Here is a 20,675-nt window from a genome sequence, read left to right on the forward strand (position 1 = left end):
TGGTGTTCGGAGCTAGCCGGCCGACGGGCTAATCGCTGTAGGCCAGGGACGGCTGGGGCCCGACCGGTCGCGGGGAAAACCGGGGTGGGCGCGAACGCACCCGCATCGGCCACCAGAACCAGCGCCCCAGCAGCGCGGCGATCGACGGCGTCATGAACGCGCGCACGATCAGCGTGTCGAACAGCAGGCCCAACCCGATGGTGGTGCCGACCTGCCCGATGATCCGCACGTCGCTGACGACCATGGACGCCATCGTGAACGCGAACACCAGGCCGGCGTTGGTCACCACCTTGCCGGTGCCGCCCATCGACCGGATGATCCCGGTGTTCAGGCCGGCGTGGATTTCCTGTTTGAAGCGCGACACCAGCAGCAGGTTGTAGTCCGACCCGACGGCCAACAACACGATCACCGACATGGCGAGCACCAGCCAGTGCAGCTCGATGCCGAGGATGTGCTGCCAGAACAGCACCGACAGCCCGAAGGAGGCGCCCAGCGAGATCGCCACCGTGCCCACGATGACGGCGGCGGCGACCAGGGCGCGGGTCAGGATCAGCATGATGATGAAAATCAGGCACAGCGAGGAGATCCCGGCGATCACCAGGTCCCACTTGGCGCCCTCGGAGATGTCCTTGAACACCGCGCCCGTGCCGGCCAGGTAGATCTTGGCGTCCTCCAGCGGGGTGCCCTTGAGCGATTCCTCGGCGGCGGTGCGGATCTTGTCGATGCTGGCGATGCCCTCCGCCGAGGCGGGGTCACCGCGGTGCAGGATGATAAAGCGCGCCGAGCGCCCGTCCGGCGACAAGAAGTTCTTCATGGCGCGCTGAAAGTCCTTGTTCTTGAAGACTTCCGGCGGCAGGTAGAACGAGTCGTCGTTCTTGGACGCGTCGAACGCGTGGCCCATCGCCATCGCGTTGTCGCTCATCGAGTCCATCTGCTCGAAGATCCCCGACATGGTGCTGTGCATGTCCAGCATCATCGTGCGCATGTTCTCCATGGTCGCGATCATCGGTGGGAACTGCGCGATCATCTGCGGCATCAGCCGGTCGAGGTCCTTGATGTCGCCGATCAGCGTGTTCAGTTTCTCGTCGATCTGGTCCAGGCCGTCGAGCGCGTCGAAGATCGACCGGATCGACCAGCAGATCGGAATGTCGAAACAGTGCCTCTCCCAATAGAAGTAGCTGCGGATCGGCCGCCAGAAATCGTCGAAGTCGGAGATGCGGTCGCGTAGCTCGTTGGTGATCTGCTGCATCTGTTCGGTGTCGCCGACCATGCGGTGCGTGGTGGCGACCAGCTGCGTCATCAGCTCGTACATGCGCCGCATGGTGGCGATGGTCTTGGTCATCTCGTCGGCCTGCTTGAGCATGTTGTTCATCTGGTCGCGCTGGTACTTCATGCTCTGCATCTGGCCCGCGCTCTGCATGCTCATCTGGAACGGGATCGACGTGTGGTCCATCGTCGTCCCGTCGGGCCGCGTGATCGCCTGCACCCGGGAGATTCCCGGCACCCGGAAGATGCCCTTGGCCAACCGGTCCAGGACCAAAAAGTCGGCCGGGTTCCGCATGTCGTGGTCGGCCTGGATCATCAGGATCTCCGGTTTCATCCGGGCCTGGGAGAAGTGGCGATCCGCGGCGGTGAGGCCGGCGTTGGCGGGAATGAACGACGGCAGGTACTCGCGGTCGTTGTAGTTGGCCTTGTAGCCGGGCAGGGTGAGCAAACCGACCAGGGCGACGGCGCATGTGACGGCCAGAATGGGCAGCGGCCAGCGGACCACCGCGGTCCCGACCCGTCGCCAACCGCGGACCCCGATCTTGCGCTTGGGGTCGAACAGCCCGAACCGGGCGCCCACGGTCAGCACCGCCGGACCCAGCGTGAGCGCCACCAGCACCGCGATCAGCATCCCCACCGCGCACGGCACACCGAGGGTCTGGAAATACGGCATCCGGGCGAAGCTGAGGCAGAACGTGGCCCCGGCGATCGTCAGGCCCGAGCCCAGGATCACGTGGGCCGTCCCGCGGTACATGGTGTAGAACGCCGCTTCGCGGTCCTCGCCGGCCTGGCGGGCCTCCTGGTAGCGGCCGATGATGAAGATCCCGTAGTCGGTCCCGGCCGCGATCGCCAGCGACGTCAACAGGGACACCGCGAACGTGGTCAGCCCGACCAGCCCGAAATGCCCCATCAGCGCGACACCGCCGCGCGCCGCGGTCAGCTCGAAGCCGACCGTGACCAGCAGCAGGATCACGGTGACGATCGATCGGTACACGAACAGCAGCATGATCAGGATCACCGCGACCGTCGTGGCGGTGATCCTGACCATCGACTTGTCACCGCTGTGGTGCAGGTCCGCGGCGAGGGCCGCCACACCGGTCACGTAGACCTTGACGCCGGGCGGGGGCGGGCTGCTGTCGACGATCTTCCGGACGGCCTCCACCGAGTCGTTCGCCAGCAGCTCGCCCTGGTTGCCGGCGAGGTTCACCTGGACCGTGGCGGCCTTGCCGTCGTTGCTCTGCGCGCCCGCGGCCGTGAGCGGATCACCCCAGAAGTCCTGGACGCTCAGCACGTGCACCCGGTCTTCGCGCAACCGGCGGACCATCTCGTCGTAGTACTTGTGGGCGGCGTCGCCGAGGGGCTGGTCACCCTCGAGCACGATCATCGCCGAGCTGTCGGTCTCGCCTTCGTTGAAGGCGTGACCGATGTGCTTCATCGCCACGAACGACGGCGCGTCCTTGGGGCTCAGCGACACCGACCGCTCCTGGCCGACCACCTCCAGCGAGGGGACGAACAGGCTGAGGATGATGGCGACCGCGACCCAGAACAGGATGATCGGCACCGCCAGGGCGTGAATCGTCCTGGCGAGGAACGGCCGTTCGGCGTGAGCGCCGGGGGCGGGCGCCAGTGGCGTGGTCACGCGGACTTCACCAGACAGAAGGTGTACGCGTGGACCTCGTTGGAGATTCGCTCGGCCTTGACCACGTCGTCCACGGTGATGCGGCAGCCGATGCTGTTGCCGCTGCCGCGGGCCGTCAGGTTTCCCATCACCGCCGCCTTATCGGTGGTGATGCGCAGCGTCCACGGCAGCGGCGCCCCGTCGACGCGTTGCGGATCGGCGTTGACGTCGAAATAGCTGATGTCGGCGGTGGTCCCGGGCGGGCCGAAGACCTCGTACACGATGCGTTTGGGGTTGAACGGCTTAGGGTTTTGCAGGTTGCTGTCGGCGTACGATTCGCGCCTTTCCGAACCGAAGTAGCCGTGGACCCGGTACACGACGAAGCCACCGACGACCACCACCGCCAGGACGACGAGTGGGATCCACGTCCGGGACAGCACCTTGAAAATTTGGAATCCCCTTCACGGTTCGGCACCTGCTGCGGGCGGACGGTCCGCTGAATCGCGGCGCCGCCCGATCCGAGCGCAGCCAAGGCTTACCTAAGTAAATCACGGCTGGCTCGCCACCCGGCCGGGACCGTTGGACTCCTTCCCCTCGCGACCTGGAGTGTAACGCATATCACGTGCGTAACGCCGAAAACAATCATGTTTCGCGACCCCGACAAATCACACGGCGTGCGTTATACAAATCACACAATGTGCGTTATCGTTTGGCGGTGGCGCAACTCACGTTTCAGCGCGCGCGCACGGAGGAGAACAAGCGCCAACGCGCCGCGGCGCTGGTGGAGGCCGCGCGATCCCTCGCGATCGAGACCGGCGTCGCGTCCGTGACGCTGACCGCGGTGGCCAGTCGCGCCGGGATTCACTATTCGGCCGTGCGCCGCTACTTCACCTCCCACAAGGAGGTCTTGTTGCACCTTGCCGCCGAGGGGTGGATGCGCTGGTCGGCCAAGGTGTGCGAGGAACTGGGCGAGCCGGGCGCGATGACACCCGAGCGGGTGGCCGAGACGCTGGCCAACGGGCTGGTGGCCGACCCGCTGTTTTGCGACCTGCTGGCCAACCTGCACCTACACCTCGAACACGAGGTCGATGTCGACAGGGTCGTCGAGATCAGGCGGACCATCGCCGCGGCCGCGATCGCGCTCGCCGACGCGATCGAGCGCGCGTTGCCCGTGCTCGGCCGGTCCGGCGCCTTTGACACCCTGATCGCCGCCTACTCGTTGGCCTCGGCGTTCTGGCACATCGCCAACCCGCCGGAGCGGCTCACCAACGCCTACGCCGAGGACCCGGAGGCCCTGCCGCCGGAGTGGAACATCGAATTCGCATCCGCACTTACCCGAGTGCTGATGGCTACCTGCGTCGGCCTCGTCTCCGAATCGTCATGAACCGGAAAGGAAACCACGGCACTGTGAATTGCCGAACCGCAACCGGTGCGAACGATGCCGGGCCGCCGGCTACCAAGCGCCCCAGCGACGCCCACAAGAAACCCTGCGCCGTCGCTAGGGTTACCCACAGGCCGGCTGATTCTTCGCCCGTGGTGAAGGACTCGAAGCGCCCATGACGACGACTGAGCCAAGGACGGAGCCGCTGATGAAGCAGGACTCCGCCGGCGGCGAGGGCGACAAGGTCGCCCCGCGGCGCGCTGGGAAAAAGGGCTTTCTGGCGCGTTTCTGGCTGGTGCTCACGATCGCAGCCGTCGTCGCGCTCTCGGGATTCGTCGTGTACCGGTTGCACGGTGTGTTCGGCGTTCACCGCGGCTCGTTCGGTGGTGGCACCTCGGGCGAGGTCCTCGACGAGTTCAACGCCAAGACGATCACGCTCGAGGTCTGGGGCTCACCGGGCAGCAGGGCGACCATCGACTACCTCGACGAAAACTCCCATCCGCAGCAGGCCCTCAACGTGCCCTTGCCCTGGAGCAAAGTATTGAGTTCAACAAAGCCCGGCATCCCGGCAAACCTGGTGGCGCAAGGAGACGGCAGTTGGATCGCCTGCCGATTCGTCGTGAACAACCACGACGGGCACGGTGACGTCATCAAGGCTCCGAATCGCTCAGATGCCAACGAAACCGTGACCCCGTTCGTCTACTGCCTGGACAAGTCCGCATGAGCCAGCCGGGCGAGGCTCCGCCGCGCGTCGACCAGCCGCTGATCCCACCGTTCCTGCCGCGGATGATCCACCGGCTGGCCCTGCCGATCGTCCTGATCTGGTTGGGCATCGTGTTCGTCACCAACACCGTGGCGCCCCAGCTGGAGGTCGTCGCCAAGACCCACTCGGTGTCGATGAGTCCGACCGCCGCCGCATCCTTTCAGTCGATGATGAAGGTCGGATCGACGTTCAAAGAGTTCAACTCCGACAACTCGGCCATGATCCTGCTGGAGGGCGACAAGCCACTCGGCGCCGAAGCGCACCACTACTACGACGAGATCGTCAGGCGCGTCGAGCAAGACAAGGAGCACGTTCAGCACGTGCAGGATTTCTGGAGCGATCCGCTGACGGCGGCGGGTTCCCAGAGCCACGACCAAAAGGCCGCATACGTCCAGGTTTACCTCGCCGGCAACATGGGCGGCGGGCTGGCGAACGAGTCGGCCCTGGCCGTCCGCAAGATCGTGGACTCGGTGCCCGCGCCGCCGGGAATCAAGGCGTACGTCACCGGCGCGGGTCCGCTGTTCGCCGATCAGTCCCATGCGGGCGAGAAGGGCGTCGCGGTGGTCACGCTCGTCACTTTTGTGGTGATCGTGGTGATGCTGCTGTTCGTCTACCGCTCGGTCGTCACCATGCTGATCATGCTGGCGATGGTCTTCATCGAGCTGGCAGCGGCCCGCGGTGTCGTCGCGACGCTCGGTAACTACGGCCTCATGGGGCTGTCGACCTTCGCCAACAACATGCTGGTGCTTATGGCGATCGCCGCCGGGACGGACTACGCGATCTTCGTGGTCGGCCGCTATCAGGAGGCCCGCGGTCTGGGCGAGACCCGCGAACAGGCGTTCTACACCATGTTCCACAGCACGGCGCATGTCGTGCTGGGATCGGGGCTGACCATCGCCGGCGCGATGTACTGCCTGAGCTTCTGCCGGCTGCCGTACTTCTCGTCGCTGGGGGTGCCGTGTGCGGTCGGCATGCTGGTCGCGGTGCTTGCGGCGCTGACCCTGGGGCCGGCGATGCTGACGGTGGCTTCGTTCTTCAAGCTCATGGATCCGAAGCGCAAGCTGCAGACCCGCGGCTGGCGTCGCATGGGCACGGCGGTCGTCCGCTGGCCCGGACCGGTTCTCGCGGTGACCATCGGGGTCGCATTGGTCGGTCTGCTCGCCCTGCCCGGCTACAAGACGGACTACGACAACCGCCACTTCCTGCCGGCGGACACCCCTGCCAACGTCGGATATGCCGCCGCGGACCGGCACTTCGACCAGGCCCGGCTCAATCCCGAGCTGTTGATGATCGAGACCGATCACGACTTGCGGAACTCGGCCGACTTTTTGGTCCTGGACAAGGTCGCCAAGGCGGTCTTCCACATCCCCGGTATCGGCCGGGTGCAGACCATCACCCGGCCGTTGGGCACGCCGCTGGACCACAGCACCCTCGGTTTTCAGATGAGCGCACAAGCCGCGGGGCGGATCCAGACCCAGCACTATCAGGACGAGCAGGCGGCAAACCTGCTCAAGCAGGCCGACGAGCTACGCAAGACGATGGCACTGCTGCATGAGCAGATGCAGGTCACCCAGGACCTCAGCAACACGACGCACGAAACCACCCGACTCACCAAAGAAACCGTGAAGATCACCGAATCGTTGCGCGACGACATCGCCAACTTCGACGACTTCTTCCGGCCGATTCGGAGCTACTTCTACTGGGAGAGACACTGCTACGACATCCCGGCCTGCTGGGCGATCCGGTCGATCTTCAACGCGCTCGACGGCATCGACCAGGTGACCCAGAACATCGAAAACCTCAGCGCGAACCTCGACAAGCTGGACAAGATTCAGCCGCAGCTGGTGGCGCTGATACCGCCGCAGATCGAGAGCCAGCAACACAACCTCGACACCATCATGTCGAACTACGCGACCACCATGGGTCTCAACGAACAGGCGAAAGCGCAGTCCGACAACGCCACCGCCCAGGGCGACGCCTTCGACAAAGCCAAGAACGACGACACGTTCTACCTTCCGCCCGAGGCGTTCAAGAGCCCGGATTTCGCGCGAGGTCTCAAACAGTTCATCTCGCCGAACGGGCACGCCGTCCGGCTGATCATCTCCCATGAAGGCGACCCGGCGACCCCCGAAGGCATCAACCACATCGAACCGATCAAGCAGGCCGTGCACGAGGCGATCAAGGGCACCCCCTGGGAGGGCGCCAAGGTCTACCTCGGCGGCACCGCCGCGACGTACAAGGACATGCACGACGGCTCCAACATCGACCTGCTGATCGCCGGAATCGCCGCGGCCACTTTGATTTTCGTCATCATGCTGGTGATCACCCGAAGCGTCGTAGCGGCCTTTGTGATCGTCGGCACGGTGTTGCTGTCACTGGGCGCCTCGTTCGGACTGTCCGTGCTCCTATGGCAGTACATCCTGGGCCTGAAGTTGCACTGGATGGTGCTGGCGATGGCGATCATCCTGCTGCTGGCGGTCGGCTCGGACTACAACCTGCTGCTGATATCGCGGTTCAAGGAGGAAATCCACGCCGGGCTCAAGACGGGGACGATCCGCGCGATGGCCGGTTCGGGCTCGGTGGTTACCTCCGCCGGTCTGGTGTTCGCCGCGACCATGGCCACGTTCGCGTTCAGCCCGCTGCTGGTGATGGCCCAGGTGGGTACGACGATCGCGCTCGGTTTGTTGTTCGACACCTTGATCGTGCGGGCGTTCATGACACCGTCGCTGGCCACCCTGCTCGGGCGCTGGTTCTGGTGGCCGCAGCACGTGCGACCACGACCGGCCAGCACCATGCTGCGACCGTACGGGCCGCGTGCCGCCGTGCGCGAGCTGATCCTCAAGGACGTCGAGGAGCACCCGCCGGGCGGTTTGGTACAACCGCGCTGATCGCGGCCGTCAGGCGTAGATGCGCAGCTGCACGACCCTGCGCATGATGTCGCTCAGCTTGTCCACCGGCGCGCCGCAGGTCAGGCAGTAGCCGCCGGGGCACCGGCTGATCCGGTCCACCTGCTGCAGGACTTCGGCCTTGAGCCGGCGCAGGCAGCGGACGCACAGGATGTCGACGACGTTGCCGGACGGGTCGAGGTTCGGCCGGTTGCAAACGTCCACCGCATGCCGGTACACGATGTGCGTCGCCGGGTTGGCGCAGCCGGTGTCGGACTGGCACGTCATCTCGTGCCAGTCCAGCGCCGCCAGCGCGTCGGGGGTCGGGCTGGCCGACGGGGGGTCCACGGTGCTCATCGCGTCCTTACTGCCGCCGCGTCGTCTGGGCGCGAGCCGTCGTTCGTCCCATTATCGGTGGCGGTCATATGCATGATGTGAGTCCTGGTTTAGCAGCGGCTGAGCGAACTGGGGTGACGTGCAATTGTTTCCGTGGCGGGCCGCCCGGGACTGTGCGCCGAATAACCAGTCAGCGATATTGATTTGTCCCGATAGAGCGGAGAAAAAGCGATACCCGACAAGGGCAGATCATAAGCTCGCGCGCCAATAAAGGCTAGGGTCAACCGCCGGGCTGGTCAGGACCAGTTCCACACCGACATGTCACCGGGCGGGTACTGGTTGCACACGTCGGTCGCCTTGGCGACGACGCCTTTGTTGTTGAAGAAGATCTTCATGTGGTTGACCCAGGCGAACGTCAGCGGGTCACCGTTGTAGAAGTTCTCCGAATAGTCCCGACGCTCGGCCGGTGACAGCGAGTAGAACCAGTGCGCCTTGTCGATGGTCGCCTGCTGCAGGTTCGGGTGGTTGTTGAAGTCGATCATGTAGCGCTGGTAGTAGACCGGGCTGGTGTCCCGGACGGCCGCCAGGTACTGCTCGGCGTCGCAGGTCGTCGCGATCTGCCGGCGGGGCACCGGGAAGTCTTCGGTGGAATCGGCCGCCGCGGTCTTGGGGAAGGTCGCGGCGGCGAGGCTGAAAGCGATCAAGAGTGCGATAAAAACCAAGCCTGCGCGCAGGCCGGAACTCAGCCGAGACATAGTCGTTACCGTAACACTTATCGAGCCGAAACGCACATGCGTAGGCCGTCTCACTATCCATCGCGATCAGGCACGATGACGTGGCTGGGATCCGGCCGCAGGTCCGGCGGGGCCTGGCTGTAGTCACCGAACGGACCGTCGCGGCGTTCGACCGCCGCGCGCACCCCCTGTGCCTGGGCGGTGTCGATGAAGTCGAGCGCTTCGGGGGTGTTGCGCATCAGGCCGTCGAGGATGCCGCCGAGCAGCTGCGTCGACGCCAGGCCCATGTTCTCGTAGGCCTGGTTGACGATCAGTTTCTGCGCCCGCAGCTGCGACAGCGGGATCCGCGCCAGCTCGGCGGCGATCTCGGCGACGCGGGCTTCCAGCCGCTCGAACGGCACCGCCTCGTTGATCAGCTCGACCTCGGCGGCCTGCGCACCGGTCAGCGGGCGGCCCGTCAGCGAGTGCCACTTCACCCTGGCCAGGCTCAGCCGGTAAAGCCACATCCCGGTCAGATACGCGCCCCACATCCGGCTGTAGGGGGTGCCGATCACGGCGTCCTCGCTGGCGACGACGAGGTCGGCGCACAGCGCGTAGTCGCTGCCCCCGCCGACGCACCAGCCGTGCACCTGGGCGATGACCGGTTTGGTCGCCCGCCAGATGGCCATGAACTTCTGGTGCGGCCCCGTCTCGCGGGCCGTGATCACCGCGAAATCCTTGCCGGGATCCCACTTTCCGTCGGTCAGCATCGCCTCGCCCCAGTGTTCGAAGCCGCCGCCGAAGTCGTAGCCGGCGCAGAAGGCCCGGCCGGCGCCGCGCAGCACGATCACCTTGACGGCCTGGTCCCGCTCGGCCAGCCCGACGGCGGCCTCGATCTCGTCGGGCATGGGCGGCACGATGGTGTTGAGGTGCTCGGGGCGGTTCAGCGTGATGGTGGCGACCGGCCCGGCCGTCGTGTAGAGCAGGGTCTCGAAGTCCGGCATGGCTCCCTAGGGGTCGGGCTGGCGGTTCTCCGGCGACGACGCGTAGATGCGGTCACCGATCTTGAGATACGGCGTCGTCAGGTAGGCGGAGAAGACGACGACCGCGGAAAACAGCGCCGTCGCGAGGACGGCGTTGGGCCAGATCTTGCCCACCCCTGCCGCAAACGAGACGATGCCGATGATCGAGGTGGCCCAGTAGAACCGTCGGCCCGGGCGGCGTTCGGAGATGAAGCGGTAGCGGGCTTGCGCCGCACCGGCGGCGATGAAGATCAACCCGGTCGCCAGGAAGATGAGTTCGGTACGGTCCGACGCTGCCACGCCGACGATCTTATGGCCGGTCAGCCGGCGCGACGTAGCATGGCTGATCGGGTGGGGTGTGGGAAGGTCTGCCGGTGCGCGGGGCGATCGGACAAAGCGGATTCGGCGCGGTTGTCGCCGCGGCGTTAGCCGCGATGGCGCTCGCCCCGTTCGCGGTCGTCGCCCCCACACCCGTCGTCGCGCGAGCGGCGCCGTGCGCCGGCGCCGGGGCCAACCCGGTGTCCTGCCAGAACTGCCTGGTGTACGTGGAGGCGTATCACACGTCGAACGTGTGCTACAACCCCGCGCCGCCCCGCCCCGCCCCGTCGTCGAGCAGGGTGCCGGTGTCGGTTCCGGAGGCCCCGCCCGAGCCGGTGCCGCCGGAGCCGGCGCCCCCGGTGCGCCCGCCGCGGGTGGTTCCCCCGTCGCCGAGCACGGTCGGAGTCCAGACCCCCAAGCTCGACCGCGGGGCCCCGGGGCTGCCGAAAAACGCCTCGATGGTGGCACCGCCGAAGGGCCTGGACGCGGCCCCGCAGGCGATCTCGGAGGCCAGGGCCGCACCGGCCACGCGGATCAATCCCGCAAGGCCGCTGGAGCCGCCAAGCCGGGTCTACGATTTCTTCCACCAGGTGCGCAACGCGGTGGACGCCCGGGGCGGCGGCGTCGAGCTGGTCAGGGCCGGCAACCAGCAGCTGGTGCGGCCGCGGCACTGGGATTACGTCGACTACGACGACAACCGCCGCCCGACGCTGTACAACCCGCTCACCGAGGCGATGACGTTCCGCTATTTCTACGACGGCGCCTACCGGGAGGCGTTCGTGCCGGCCGGGGGCCGCGTCGTGCTCGACGCCGCGGCCGCCGGCCTGTTCCCGTTCACCGCGGTCGGCTTCAGCCACGTGGCGGCGGGCAGCTTCTACGGCGGGGCCGCGGTCCCGCCGGCGGGGTCCGACGCCGCGCCGCCGCCGAACTACGCCGCGCCGGCGCCCGTGGAGTCATACCAGGACGTCTCCACCTACGTGGCCGCCGCGAACCAGGTCGTGGGGGTCGGGCAGGTGCAGGTCTTGGGCCACGACGACCGCCAACCCGTGGGCAGCCAGGACAGTTTCCTGCTCGACGACTCCACGCTGGCGTGGGGTCAGGTGAACGATCCCGGGGGGCCCGCCCAGATCACAGTCGTCAGGACCCAGTCGTTACCGGGCGCCGGGCCGACCGACAACGGCGGCTACCTGGTCGCGCTGGCCGCCCTCAAGGAGCCCACCGCGCCGTCCGAACCGTGGTGGCCGTGGGCGCTGAGCTACGGGGGCCTCGCGATAGCGGTGAGCCTGGGCGTCTGGATGATCGATCGCCGCAAGCGGAGCGCGGATCCGGCCGCCGGCCGCTAGGGGTGATTCACGCAGAACGCGACACACATGTCGGCGGGCGAAATGGACACCCATTGCAGTTGCCCGTCCGCCTGGCGCGCGCAGTAGATCGGGCCGGGGTTGCCCCACACCTTCGCGCCTTCCGGCGAGCAGGGTTTACCGAGATCGGTGTCGGCGTGCGCCGGCGGGCTTGCGATGAGGATCGGGATCGAAGCGATCGCCGTAACTGCCGCCAGGCCGACGTACCTCAGTGCGCGCATGATCCATGCCTTCCTCGACAACGTCCGCTACTTCGCCATCGAGCTTAACGGCAGCGGGCCGGCGCGCGATTTTGCGCGAGCCGTCATCCAGTCAGCGTCCGCCACAAAAAGGAGTAGGTCAGCGCCGACTTGAAGGCGATCTGCTCGTTGTCGGCCGCGCCGGCGTGACCGCCCTCGATGTTTTCGTAGTACCAGACCCGATGGCCCGCGGCCTGCAGGGCCGCCGTCATCTTGCGGGCGTGGCCCGGATGGACCCGGTCGTCGCGCGTCGACGTGGTCATCAGCACGGGCGGGTAGCGGCGGTCGGCCGAGATGTTTTGGTAGGGCGAGTATTCGGAGATGAACGCCCAGTCCTCGGGGTCGTCCGGGTCGCCGTACTCGGCCATCCACGAGGCGCCGGCCAGCAGCAGGTGGTAGCGCTTCATGTCCAGCAGCGGCACGTCGCACACCAGCGCGCCGAACTTCTCGGGGTATTGGGTGAGCATGATGCCCATCAGCAGCCCGCCGTTGCTGCCGCCGCGCGCCCCCAGCTGCTCGACCGTCGTGATGCCGCGGTCCACCAAATCCGTTGCCACCGCGGCGAAGTCCTCGGCGACCTTGTGCCGGCCCGCCCGCATGGCCTGCGTGTGCCAGCCCGGGCCGTACTCGCCGCCGCCGCGGATGTTGGCCACCGCGTAGCTGCCCCCGCGGGCCAGCCACAGCCGGCCCAGCACCCCGTCGTACCCGGGGGTGCGCGACACCTCGAACCCGCCGTAGCCGCTGAGCAGCGTGGGCCCGGCCGCCTCGCGGGGGCGCACGACGAAGTAGGGGATCGCGGTGCCGTCGGCAGACGTCGCGAAATGCTGTGTCACGCTGATGTTTTCGCCGTCGAAGAACGCCGGCGCCGACTTGATCGGGTCCAGCGGGCCATCCCCGGTGCCGCGCATCAGCCGCGACGGCGTGACGAAGCCGCTGGAGTCCACGAAGAACTCGTCGCCGGTGTCGTCGGCGGCGGCGACGACGGTGTTGGTCGCGGCCGGGATGCCATCGACCGGTTTGCGCTCCCACGCCCCGGGCGTGGCGATCTCGACCCGGCTGGCCACGTCGGCCAGCGTGACGATCAGCAGGCGGTCCTTGGTCCAGGCGTAGTGATTCAGGGCGGTGTGTTCGTCGGGTTCGAACACCACCCGCAATTGCGCTGTGCCGGCGAGGAATTCGTCGTAGCCGGCCGCCAGCAGCGAGCCCGCGGGGTAGATCGCGTCGCGAAAGTACCAGTCGGAGCGCAGCTCGATCAGGATCCACTCGCGGTGTATCGACACGCTCGCGTCGGTGGGCGCGTCGATGCGGATCAGCTCCGCGCCGCGCAGTTCGTAGAGCTCGTCGTTCCAGAAGTCCAGGGACCGCCCCAGCACGGTGCGCTCGAAGCCGGGCGTGCGGTCCACCGACGCCGACACCCGGACGTCCGAGCGCGCGCCCTCGAAGACGATTTCGGCCTCCGCCAGCGGCGTGCCCCGCCGCCACCGCTTGATCACCCTCGGGTAGCCGGATTCGGTGAGCGAGCCGGCGCCGAAGTCGGTGCCCACCAGAACGGTGTCGGGGTCGGCCCACGCGATCTGCGACTTGGCCTCCGGCAGTTCGAACCCGTCGGCCACGAATTTGCGTGTCCCCATGTCGAATTCGCGCACGACCGAGGCGTCCGAGCCGCCGCGCGACAGCCCGATCAGCGCCCGGGTGTGGTCGGGTTCGATGACGCCGGCGCCCGCCCACACCCATTTCTCGCCGTCGGCGCGACCGAGTTCGTCGACGTCGATCAGCACGTCCCAGTCCGGCGCGTCGGTGCGGTAGCTGTCCAGCGTGGTGCGCCGCCACAGGCCGCGCGGGTTGGCGGCGTCGCGCCAGAAGTTGTAGAGGTACTCGCCCCGGCGGACCACGTACGGGATCCGGGCGTCGGTGTCGAGCACCTCGAGCGCCTCGGCGCGCATCCGGTCGAACCGCGCGTCACGGAATTCGGCCAGCGTCGGTTCGTTGCGGGCCCGTACCCAGTCGAGCGCCTCGTCGCCGGTGATGTCCTCGAGCCACAGGTACGGGTCCTCAGTCACGACCGCCATTGTGTCCGACGGTCAGCCGAGGCTCGCGACCTCGTTCCGCCAGGGGCGGCACGGGGGACTGCGGCGTACTGTGAGCCTTGTCACCAGGAATGACGAGGAGCTGAAACGATGACTGTTTTCGCACGTCCGGGTGCCGCCGGGGCGCTGATGTCGTACGAATCCCGCTACGAGAACTTCATCGGGGGCCAGTGGGTGGCGCCGGTGGGCGGCCGGTACTTCGAAAACCCGACACCGGTGACCGGTCAGACGTTCTGCGAGGTGGCCCGCTCCGACGAAGCCGACATCGACAAGGCCCTGGACGCCGCGCACGCGGCGGCCCCGGCCTGGGGCAAGACGGCGCCCGCCGAGCGCGCGGCGATCCTGAACAAGATCGCCGAGAAGATCGAGGAGAACACGGCCGCCCTGGCGGTGGCCGAGGTGTGGGACAACGGCAAGCCGGTCCGCGAGGCGCTGGCCGCCGACATCCCGCTGGCCGCCGACCATTTCCGGTACTTCGCCGGGGCGATCCGCGCCCAGGAGGGAACGCTCTCGCAGATCGACGACGACACCGTCGCCTATCACTTCCACGAGCCGCTCGGGGTGGTCGGGCAGATCATTCCGTGGAACTTCCCGATCCTGATGGCCGCGTGGAAGATGGCGCCGGCGCTGGCCGCCGGCAACGCGGTGGTGCTCAAGCCCGCCGAGCAGACCCCGGCTTCGGTGCTCTACCTGATGTCGCTGATCGGCGATTTGCTGCCGCCCGGAGTGGTCAACGTGGTCAACGGGTTTGGCGCCGAAGCCGGCAAGCCGCTGGCGTCGAGCAACCGGATCGCCAAGATCGCGTTCACCGGCGAGACCACCACCGGGCGACTGATCATGCAGTACGCCAGCCAGAACCTGATCCCGGTGACCCTGGAACTCGGCGGCAAGAGCCCCAACGTCTTCTTCTCCGACGTGATGGCCAAGGCCGACGACTTCTGCGACAAGGCGCTGGAGGGCTTCACGATGTTCGCCCTGAACCAGGGCGAGGTGTGCACCTGCCCGTCGCGCAGCCTGATCCAGGCCGACATCTACGACGAGTTCCTCGAGCTGGCCGCGATCCGCACCAAGGCGGTGCGGCAGGGGGACCCGCTGAACAGCGAGACGATGCTGGGCTCGCAGGCCTCCAACGACCAGCTGGAAAAGATCTTGTCCTACATCGAGATCGGCAAAGAGGAGGGCGCCAAGATCATCACCGGCGGCGAGCGGGCCGATCTGGGCGGCGACCTCGCCGGCGGCTACTACATGCAGCCGACCATCTTCGGCGGTGACAACAGGATGCGGATCTTCCAGGAGGAGATCTTCGGGCCGGTGGTGGCGGTGACGTCGTTCACCGACTATGACGACGCCATCTCGATCGCCAACGACACCCTCTACGGCCTGGGCGCCGGCGTGTGGAGCCGCGACGGCAACACCGCCTACCGGGCCGGCCGCGACATCCAGGCGGGGCGGGTGTGGGTGAACTGCTATCACGCTTACCCCGCGCACGCGGCGTTCGGCGGCTACAAGCAGTCCGGCATCGGCCGGGAGAACCACAAGATGATGCTCGACCACTACCAGCAGACCAAGAACCTGCTGGTGTCCTACTCCGACAAGGCGCTCGGCTTCTTCTGATGCGCCCGGTGCCCGGTGTGGTGATGACGGCCGCCGCCGCCGACCTGCTGGCGCGCCTGCGGGAGCGCCACGGCCCGCTGATGTTCCACCAGTCCGGCGGCTGCTGCGACGGCTCGTCGCCGATGTGCTACCCGCGCGGGGACTTCATCGTCGGCGACCGCGACGTGCTGCTCGGGGTGCTCGACGTGGGGGACGGGGTGCCGGTGTGGATTTCCGGTCCGCAGTTCGCCGCGTGGCGGCACACCCAGCTGATCATCGACGTGGTGCCGGGCCGCGGCGGCGGGTTCAGCCTGGAGGCGCCCGAAGGGGTGCGGTTCCTGAGCCGCGGGCGGGTCTTCACCGACGAAGAGGCCGAGCTGCTGGCGGCCACGCCGGTGATCACCGGGGCCGCCTACGGGCGCGGCGAACGCCCGCCCGAGCGCGGCCAGGTGATGGCTTTGGACCAGTAAAGTCGTCAGCGTGATCCCGCTGCCCCGCCCCTGGCTGCTGGCCGGCGCCATGCTGATCGGTTGCGCCGTCGGCTTTTTGGCGGGTGTCACGCTCACCGTGCTGGTCCACGCGCGGGTGCGCCCCGACGTCGTCCTCGCGCTGGTGGTCGGGATCCCGACCGTGGCCGGTCTGCTGACCGTCCTGTTCTCCGGGCGGCGCTGGATCACCGCGCTGGGCGCGTTCGTCATGTCGCTCGCCCCCGGGTGGTTCGGCGTGCTCGCCGCCCTGCAGGTGGTATCGGGTGGCTGACGACGACGCGTCCGACCCGGGCACCCAGGCGTTCGTGCCGGACTTCTCGGACGACGACGATGCCGAGGACACCGGGACGCAATCGTGGGTGCCTGACTTCTCCGATGACGACGACGACACCGGGGCCGCCGCCAAGGCCCCGTCCGGGCAGCCCGAGGCGGCAAAGGTTGAGCCCGCGGCCGACGCCGGCGTGGTGCCGGTGCAGCCGGTCACCGTTCCGGGCCGCTACCTCTTCCTGAAGTGGTGGAAGCTGGCCCTGGTGTTGCTCGGCGTGTGGACGGTGGCGGCGCCGGTCGGGCTCGCGCTGTACTACTGGTGGTACCACAGCGTCGGCAAGACCCCGGCGGTGTTCGCGGCGCTGGTCTACGTCGTGGCGTGCGCGGTCGGCGGCGTGATGCTGGCCATGGCCGAGGGCCGGCCGCTGGTGTCGGCGCTGTCGCTGGCGGTGATGTCGGCGCCGTTCGCCTCGCTGGCCGCCGCGGCGCCGCTTTACGGCTACTACTACTGCGCGCGCACCGGCCACTGCCTGATCGGCGTCATCCCGTACTAGGCCACTAGGGTGGGGCTCGTGACTTCTCACTATGACGTCGTCGTCCTCGGGGCGGGCCCCGGCGGATATGTCGCAGCGATCCGTGCCGCGCAGCTGGGCCTGAACACCGCGGTCGTCGAGCCGAAGTACTGGGGCGGCGTGTGCCTCAACGTCGGCTGCATCCCGTCCAAGGCGTTGCTGCGCAACGCCGAGCTCGCCCACATCTTCACCAAGGAGGCCAAGACCTTCGGCATCAACGGCGAGGCGACCTTCGACTACGGGGTCGCCTTCGACCGCAGCCGCAAGGTGGCCGAGGGGCGCGTCGCCGGCGTGCACTTCTTGATGAAGAAGAACAAGATCACCGAGATCCACGGCTACGGGCGGTTCACCGACCCGCACACCTTGTCGGTGGAGCTCAACGACGGCGGTACCGACATCGTCACCTTCGACAACGTGATCATCGCCACCGGCAGCAGCACCCGGCTCGTTCCCGGGACGTCGCTGTCGGACAACGTGGTCACCTACGAAGAGCTGATCATGTCCCGGGAGCTGCCGGAGTCGATCGTCATCGCCGGCGCGGGCGCCATCGGCATGGAGTTCGGCTACGTCCTGAAGAACTACGGCGTCGACGTCACCATCGTCGAATTTTTGCCGCGCGCGCTGCCCAACGAGGACGCCGAGGTGTCCAAGGAGATCGAAAAGCAGTTCAAGAAGCTCGGCGTCAAGATCCTCACGTCGACCAAGGTCGAGGGCATCAAGGACGAGGGATCCGTGGTGACGGTGACCGTGAGCAAGGACGGCAAGACCGAGGACCTCAAGGCCGAAAAGGTGTTGCAGGCCATCGGGTTTGCGCCCAATGTCGAGGGCTACGGGCTGGAGGCGGCAGGCGTCGCGCTGACCGACCGCCGGGCGATCGGCGTCACCGACTACATGCGCACCAACGTCGAACACATCTACGCCATCGGCGACGTCACGGGGCTGCTGATGCTGGCCCATGTCGCCGAGGCCCAGGGCGTGGTCGCGGCCGAAACCATCGCCGGCGCAGAGACTTTGGCCCTCGGCGACTACCGCATGCTGCCGCGCGCGACGTTCTGCCAGCCCAACGTGGCCAGCTTCGGGCTCACCGAGCAGCAGGCCCGCGACGAGGGCTACGACGTGGTGGTGGCCAAGTTCCCGTTCACCGCCAACGCCAAGGCGCACGGCGTCGGCGACCCCAGCGGTTTCGTGAAGCTGGTCGCCGACGCCCGCTACGGCGAGCTGCTGGGCGGGCACCTGGTCGGCCACGACGTCTCCGAGCTGCTGCCCGAGCTCACGCTCGCGCAGAAGTGGGACCTGACCGCCACCGAGCTCGCCCGCAACGTGCACACCCACCCGACCATGTCGGAGGCGCTGCAGGAATGCTTCCACGGCTTGACCGGCCACATGATCAACTTCTGAGCCCGATGCGCAGCGACACCTCCGGCACGATCGTGGGCGCCATCGGCGGGATCGGCGCGGGCTACCTCCTGTGGCTGCTCGCCTTTTCGATCGCCGACGACAACGCCGCCGTCGGCCGATGGGCGCCGCCGGTGCTGGCGGCGTCGCTGGCGCTGGGTGTGTGCGCCGTGCTGTGGGGGCTGGTGCAGCGGCGGCGCCGCCGATACGCGTGGTCGGGATTCGGCTTCGGCCTGCCCGTGCTGCCGGTGGTGCTGACGCTGGCGGTGCTGGCCGACGTCTACGCCTGACGCGGATTGTCCAACGGGATGTCGAGCGCCGACATCGTCGCGGCTAAGCCGTCGTATTGCGTTGCGAGCAAACAGAATTCGATAAGTTGGCGGCGGTCGAGGTGGTTGGCGAGCTCCCGCCAGGTGGCGTCGGTGAGGGTGCGGTCCTCGACGAGTTCGTCCGTGGCCGATAGCAGCGCGCGCTGCCGGGCGGTCAAGCGTTCCGAGGCCCGGTCGGGCCAGCCGAAGACGGCCGACTGCATGTCGTCGTCCAGCCCCTGGTTGCGCGCCATCCGGCGGTGGTGCTGCAGCTCGTATTCGCAGGCGCGCAGGTGCGCGACCCGCAGGATCACCAGCTCGGTGTCGGCGGCCGGCAGCCGGCCGCGCAGCAGCCGCCCGCTGTAGACGCTCCACAACACGAACAGCAACCGGTGCTGGCCGAGGGTGGTCATCAGGTGCATCTCCGGCGCGCGGACCGCGCGCGCCCCGAACTTGGCGATCACCCAGTTGAGCGGCCCGAGCTCACGAAAGCGCCCGGACGGAATGCGAGCGGCCTGACCGGTCACGCTTGCTTCACCAGGTAGGGGGACACGGTGCTGCGGTGCTCGTCGAGATCGAGCGCCCGGCCCAGCGCCGGGAAGGCGCGCTGCGGGCAGTTGTCGCGCTCGCAGACCCGGCAGCCCGCGCCGATCGGCGTCGCGACGTCGCCCGACAAGTCCAGTCCTTCCGAGTAGACGAGCCGGTGAGCGTGGCGCAGCTCGCAGCCCAGACCGATCGCAAACGTTTTACCGGGCTGACCATACCGCGCGGCGCGGCGCTCCACGGTGCGGGCCACCCACATGTAGTTGCGCCCGTCGGGCATCTGCGCGATCTGCACCAGGATCTTCCCGGGGTTGGCAAACGTTTCGTAGACGTTCCACAGCGGGCAGGTGCCGCCGCTGGAGGAGAAGTGAAAGCCGGTGGCGGACTGGCGTTTTGACATGTTGCCGGCCCGGTCCACCCGGATGAAGGAAAACGGCACGCCCCGCATCGTCGGCCGCTGCAGCGTGGAGAGCCGGTGCGCGATGGTCTCGTAGCTGACCGAGTAGAACGACGACAGCCGCTCGACGTCGTAGCGGAAGTTCTCGGCGACGTCGTGGAATTGGCGGTAGGGCAGCACCGTGGCCGCGGCGAAGTAGTTGGCCAGCCCCAGCCGCGCCAGCGTGTGCGACTCCTCGCTGGTGAACTTGCCCTCGGCGACCAGGCTGTCGATCAGGTCGCCGAACTCCAGGTACGCCAGCTCGGCGGCCATTTTGAACACCTGTTGCCCCGGGGACAGGTGGTTGCTGATCTCGAGCGTCTTGGTCTTGGGGTCGAAGCGGTGCAGGACGGTGTCGCCGAGGTCGATGCGCCGGGTGATGTGCACGCCGTGCACCTCGGTGAGCCGCCGGGTCAGCTCGCGGGCCAGGTCGCCGTGGTGCAGGCGCATCTTGGTGGTCAGGTCCTCGGCCGCGGTGTCGAGCTCGTGCAGGTAGTTCTGGCGCTGATAGAAGTAGTCGCGCACCTCCTCGTGCGGCATCGTGATCGACCCGGTGCCGCTTCCGTCGGAGAACCGCTCCTCGGTGGCGGCGGCCAGCTGGGCGGTGGTGATGCGGTAGCGCCGGTGCAGGTTGACCACGGCGCGGGCCAGCGCGGGGTGGGCGCCGACCATCTCGGCGACCTCGGTCGGGTCGACGTCGATGTCGAGGTCGCGGTCCATCGTCACCTCGCGCAGTTCGGCGACCAGCCGCGTGTCGTCCTGGGAGGCGAAGAAGGTCGCGTCCACGCCGAACACCTCGGTGATGCGCAGCAGCACCGCGACCGTCAGCGGGCGGACGTCGTGCTCGATCTGGTTGAGGTAGCTCGGCGAGATCTCCAGCATCTGGGCCAGCGCGGCCTGGCTGAAGCCGCGCTCGTTGCGCAGCTGGCGCACGCGGGAGCCGACGAAGGTCTTGGGCACCCAACCGAGCGTACCCGGCGCTGCGAAGGTGCCGTTAACAGACTTGGCACGGCGGCCGATCCATTCACGATTGGGTTTGTCAGAAGCGATTTGGCATCATTCGCAGCGGGTCCCGGGGTTAACC

Annotated in this window: 20 protein-coding genes; 10 read left to right on the forward strand and 10 right to left on the reverse strand. The window is 67.6% G+C overall.

From position 1 onward, the window contains the following. Nucleotides 1-28: 28 nt before the first annotated feature. Both AWC19_RS07970 and AWC19_RS07975 read right to left on the reverse strand, forming a co-directional pair. A complete protein-coding gene (locus tag AWC19_RS07970) occupies nucleotides 29-2,905 on the reverse strand; it encodes an MMPL/RND family transporter (RefSeq protein ID WP_085077520.1) in 2,877 nt (958 codons plus the stop codon). Continuing rightward, a complete protein-coding gene (locus AWC19_RS07975) occupies nucleotides 2,902-3,324 on the reverse strand; it encodes an MmpS family transport accessory protein (RefSeq protein ID WP_085077521.1) in 423 nt (140 codons plus the stop codon). Before AWC19_RS07975 ends, AWC19_RS07970 begins: the two co-directional genes overlap by 4 nt. 257 nt (nucleotides 3,325-3,581) lie before the next feature. Between AWC19_RS07975 and AWC19_RS07980 the strand changes: the two genes are divergently transcribed. The 3 genes from AWC19_RS07980 to AWC19_RS07990 all read left to right on the forward strand — a co-directional run bounded on the left by AWC19_RS07980 (nucleotide 3,582) and on the right by AWC19_RS07990 (nucleotide 7,916). Continuing rightward, nucleotides 3,582-4,268 carry a TetR/AcrR family transcriptional regulator gene (locus tag AWC19_RS07980; protein ID WP_085077522.1) on the forward strand — a complete coding sequence of 229 codons (687 nt, stop codon included), beginning with the start codon at nucleotides 3,582-3,584 and terminating at the stop codon, nucleotides 4,266-4,268. A gap of 172 nt (nucleotides 4,269-4,440) precedes the next feature. Next, entirely contained in the window at nucleotides 4,441-4,989 is a 549-nt protein-coding gene (locus AWC19_RS07985; protein ID WP_085077523.1) for an MmpS family transport accessory protein, read from the forward strand. Further along, entirely contained in the window at nucleotides 4,986-7,916 is a 2,931-nt protein-coding gene (locus AWC19_RS07990) for an MMPL/RND family transporter (RefSeq protein WP_085077524.1), read from the forward strand. The genes AWC19_RS07985 and AWC19_RS07990 overlap by 4 nt, the downstream gene beginning before the upstream one ends. A 9-nt stretch (nucleotides 7,917-7,925) precedes the next feature. Here the strand turns inward: AWC19_RS07990 and AWC19_RS07995 are convergent, their stop codons facing one another. The 4 genes from AWC19_RS07995 to AWC19_RS08010 form a co-directional block, all read right to left on the reverse strand. Further along, complete coding sequence (locus AWC19_RS07995; protein WP_085077525.1) at nucleotides 7,926-8,270, reverse strand: hypothetical protein; 345 nt, start codon at nucleotides 8,268-8,270, stop codon at nucleotides 7,926-7,928. A gap of 275 nt (nucleotides 8,271-8,545) precedes the next feature. Then, nucleotides 8,546-9,004: a DUF5078 domain-containing protein gene (locus tag AWC19_RS08000; protein WP_085077526.1), complete on the reverse strand. Its 459-nt coding sequence runs from the start codon at nucleotides 9,002-9,004 to the stop codon at nucleotides 8,546-8,548. A gap of 53 nt (nucleotides 9,005-9,057) precedes the next feature. After that, the gene (locus AWC19_RS08005) at nucleotides 9,058-9,966 is read right to left on the reverse strand and encodes a crotonase/enoyl-CoA hydratase family protein (protein WP_085077527.1); all 909 of its coding nucleotides are present in this window, start codon (nucleotides 9,964-9,966) and stop codon (nucleotides 9,058-9,060) included. Nucleotides 9,967-9,972: 6 nt separating this feature from the next. Next, entirely contained in the window at nucleotides 9,973-10,284 is a 312-nt protein-coding gene (locus AWC19_RS08010; RefSeq protein WP_085077528.1) for a hypothetical protein, read from the reverse strand. Between the two features lie 134 nt (nucleotides 10,285-10,418). Here AWC19_RS08010 and AWC19_RS08015 point away from each other — a divergent pair, with 134 nt between their 5' ends. After that, the gene (locus AWC19_RS08015) at nucleotides 10,419-11,645 is read left to right on the forward strand and encodes a hypothetical protein (RefSeq protein WP_085077593.1); all 1,227 of its coding nucleotides are present in this window, start codon (nucleotides 10,419-10,421) and stop codon (nucleotides 11,643-11,645) included. Here AWC19_RS08015 and AWC19_RS08020 read toward each other — a convergent pair. Beyond that, nucleotides 11,642-11,884 carry a hypothetical protein gene (locus AWC19_RS08020; protein WP_085077529.1) on the reverse strand — a complete coding sequence of 81 codons (243 nt, stop codon included), beginning with the start codon at nucleotides 11,882-11,884 and terminating at the stop codon, nucleotides 11,642-11,644. The two genes, AWC19_RS08015 and AWC19_RS08020, sit on opposite strands and share 4 nt — an antisense overlap. A gap of 83 nt (nucleotides 11,885-11,967) precedes the next feature. Further along, nucleotides 11,968-13,962: a prolyl oligopeptidase family serine peptidase gene (locus AWC19_RS08025; protein WP_245848820.1), complete on the reverse strand. Its 1,995-nt coding sequence runs from the start codon at nucleotides 13,960-13,962 to the stop codon at nucleotides 11,968-11,970. A 117-nt stretch (nucleotides 13,963-14,079) separates the two neighbouring features. Here AWC19_RS08025 and adh point away from each other — a divergent pair, with 117 nt between their 5' ends. Genes adh through AWC19_RS08055 form a run of 6 tightly spaced genes read left to right on the forward strand, consistent with a single transcriptional unit; the run spans nucleotide 14,080 to nucleotide 18,594 of the window. Continuing rightward, nucleotides 14,080-15,603, forward strand: coding sequence for an aldehyde dehydrogenase (adh, locus tag AWC19_RS08030; RefSeq protein ID WP_085077531.1), 1,524 nt, complete (start codon nucleotides 14,080-14,082; stop codon nucleotides 15,601-15,603). Continuing rightward, nucleotides 15,603-16,052, forward strand: a complete 450-nt coding sequence (locus tag AWC19_RS08035; RefSeq protein WP_085077532.1) for a DUF779 domain-containing protein — start codon at nucleotides 15,603-15,605, stop codon at nucleotides 16,050-16,052. The genes adh and AWC19_RS08035 overlap by 1 nt, the downstream gene beginning before the upstream one ends. Before the next feature lie 10 nt (nucleotides 16,053-16,062). Beyond that, a complete protein-coding gene (locus tag AWC19_RS08040; RefSeq protein ID WP_085077533.1) occupies nucleotides 16,063-16,341 on the forward strand; it encodes a putative holin in 279 nt (92 codons plus the stop codon). Beyond that, complete coding sequence (locus tag AWC19_RS08045; RefSeq protein ID WP_085077534.1) at nucleotides 16,334-16,891, forward strand: hypothetical protein; 558 nt, start codon at nucleotides 16,334-16,336, stop codon at nucleotides 16,889-16,891. The genes AWC19_RS08040 and AWC19_RS08045 overlap by 8 nt, the downstream gene beginning before the upstream one ends. Before the next feature lie 18 nt (nucleotides 16,892-16,909). Continuing rightward, on the forward strand, nucleotides 16,910-18,307 hold the full coding sequence (lpdA, locus tag AWC19_RS08050) for a dihydrolipoyl dehydrogenase (protein ID WP_085077535.1): 1,398 nt from the start codon (nucleotides 16,910-16,912) through the stop codon (nucleotides 18,305-18,307). Between the two features lie 5 nt (nucleotides 18,308-18,312). Continuing rightward, nucleotides 18,313-18,594, forward strand: coding sequence for a hypothetical protein (locus AWC19_RS08055; protein ID WP_085077536.1), 282 nt, complete (start codon nucleotides 18,313-18,315; stop codon nucleotides 18,592-18,594). Here the strand turns inward: AWC19_RS08055 and AWC19_RS08060 are convergent. Both AWC19_RS08060 and ramB read right to left on the reverse strand, forming a co-directional pair. Beyond that, a complete protein-coding gene (locus AWC19_RS08060) occupies nucleotides 18,585-19,139 on the reverse strand; it encodes a carboxymuconolactone decarboxylase family protein (RefSeq protein ID WP_085077537.1) in 555 nt (184 codons plus the stop codon). The genes AWC19_RS08055 and AWC19_RS08060 overlap by 10 nt on opposite strands. Continuing rightward, nucleotides 19,136-20,551: an acetate metabolism transcriptional regulator RamB gene (gene ramB, locus AWC19_RS08065; RefSeq protein ID WP_085077538.1), complete on the reverse strand. Its 1,416-nt coding sequence runs from the start codon at nucleotides 20,549-20,551 to the stop codon at nucleotides 19,136-19,138. The genes AWC19_RS08060 and ramB overlap by 4 nt, the downstream gene beginning before the upstream one ends. Between the last annotated feature and the right edge of the window lie 124 nt (nucleotides 20,552-20,675).

This window comes from Mycobacterium palustre, assembly GCF_002101785.1.
Classification (GTDB): Bacteria; Actinomycetota; Actinomycetes; order Mycobacteriales; family Mycobacteriaceae; genus Mycobacterium; species Mycobacterium palustre.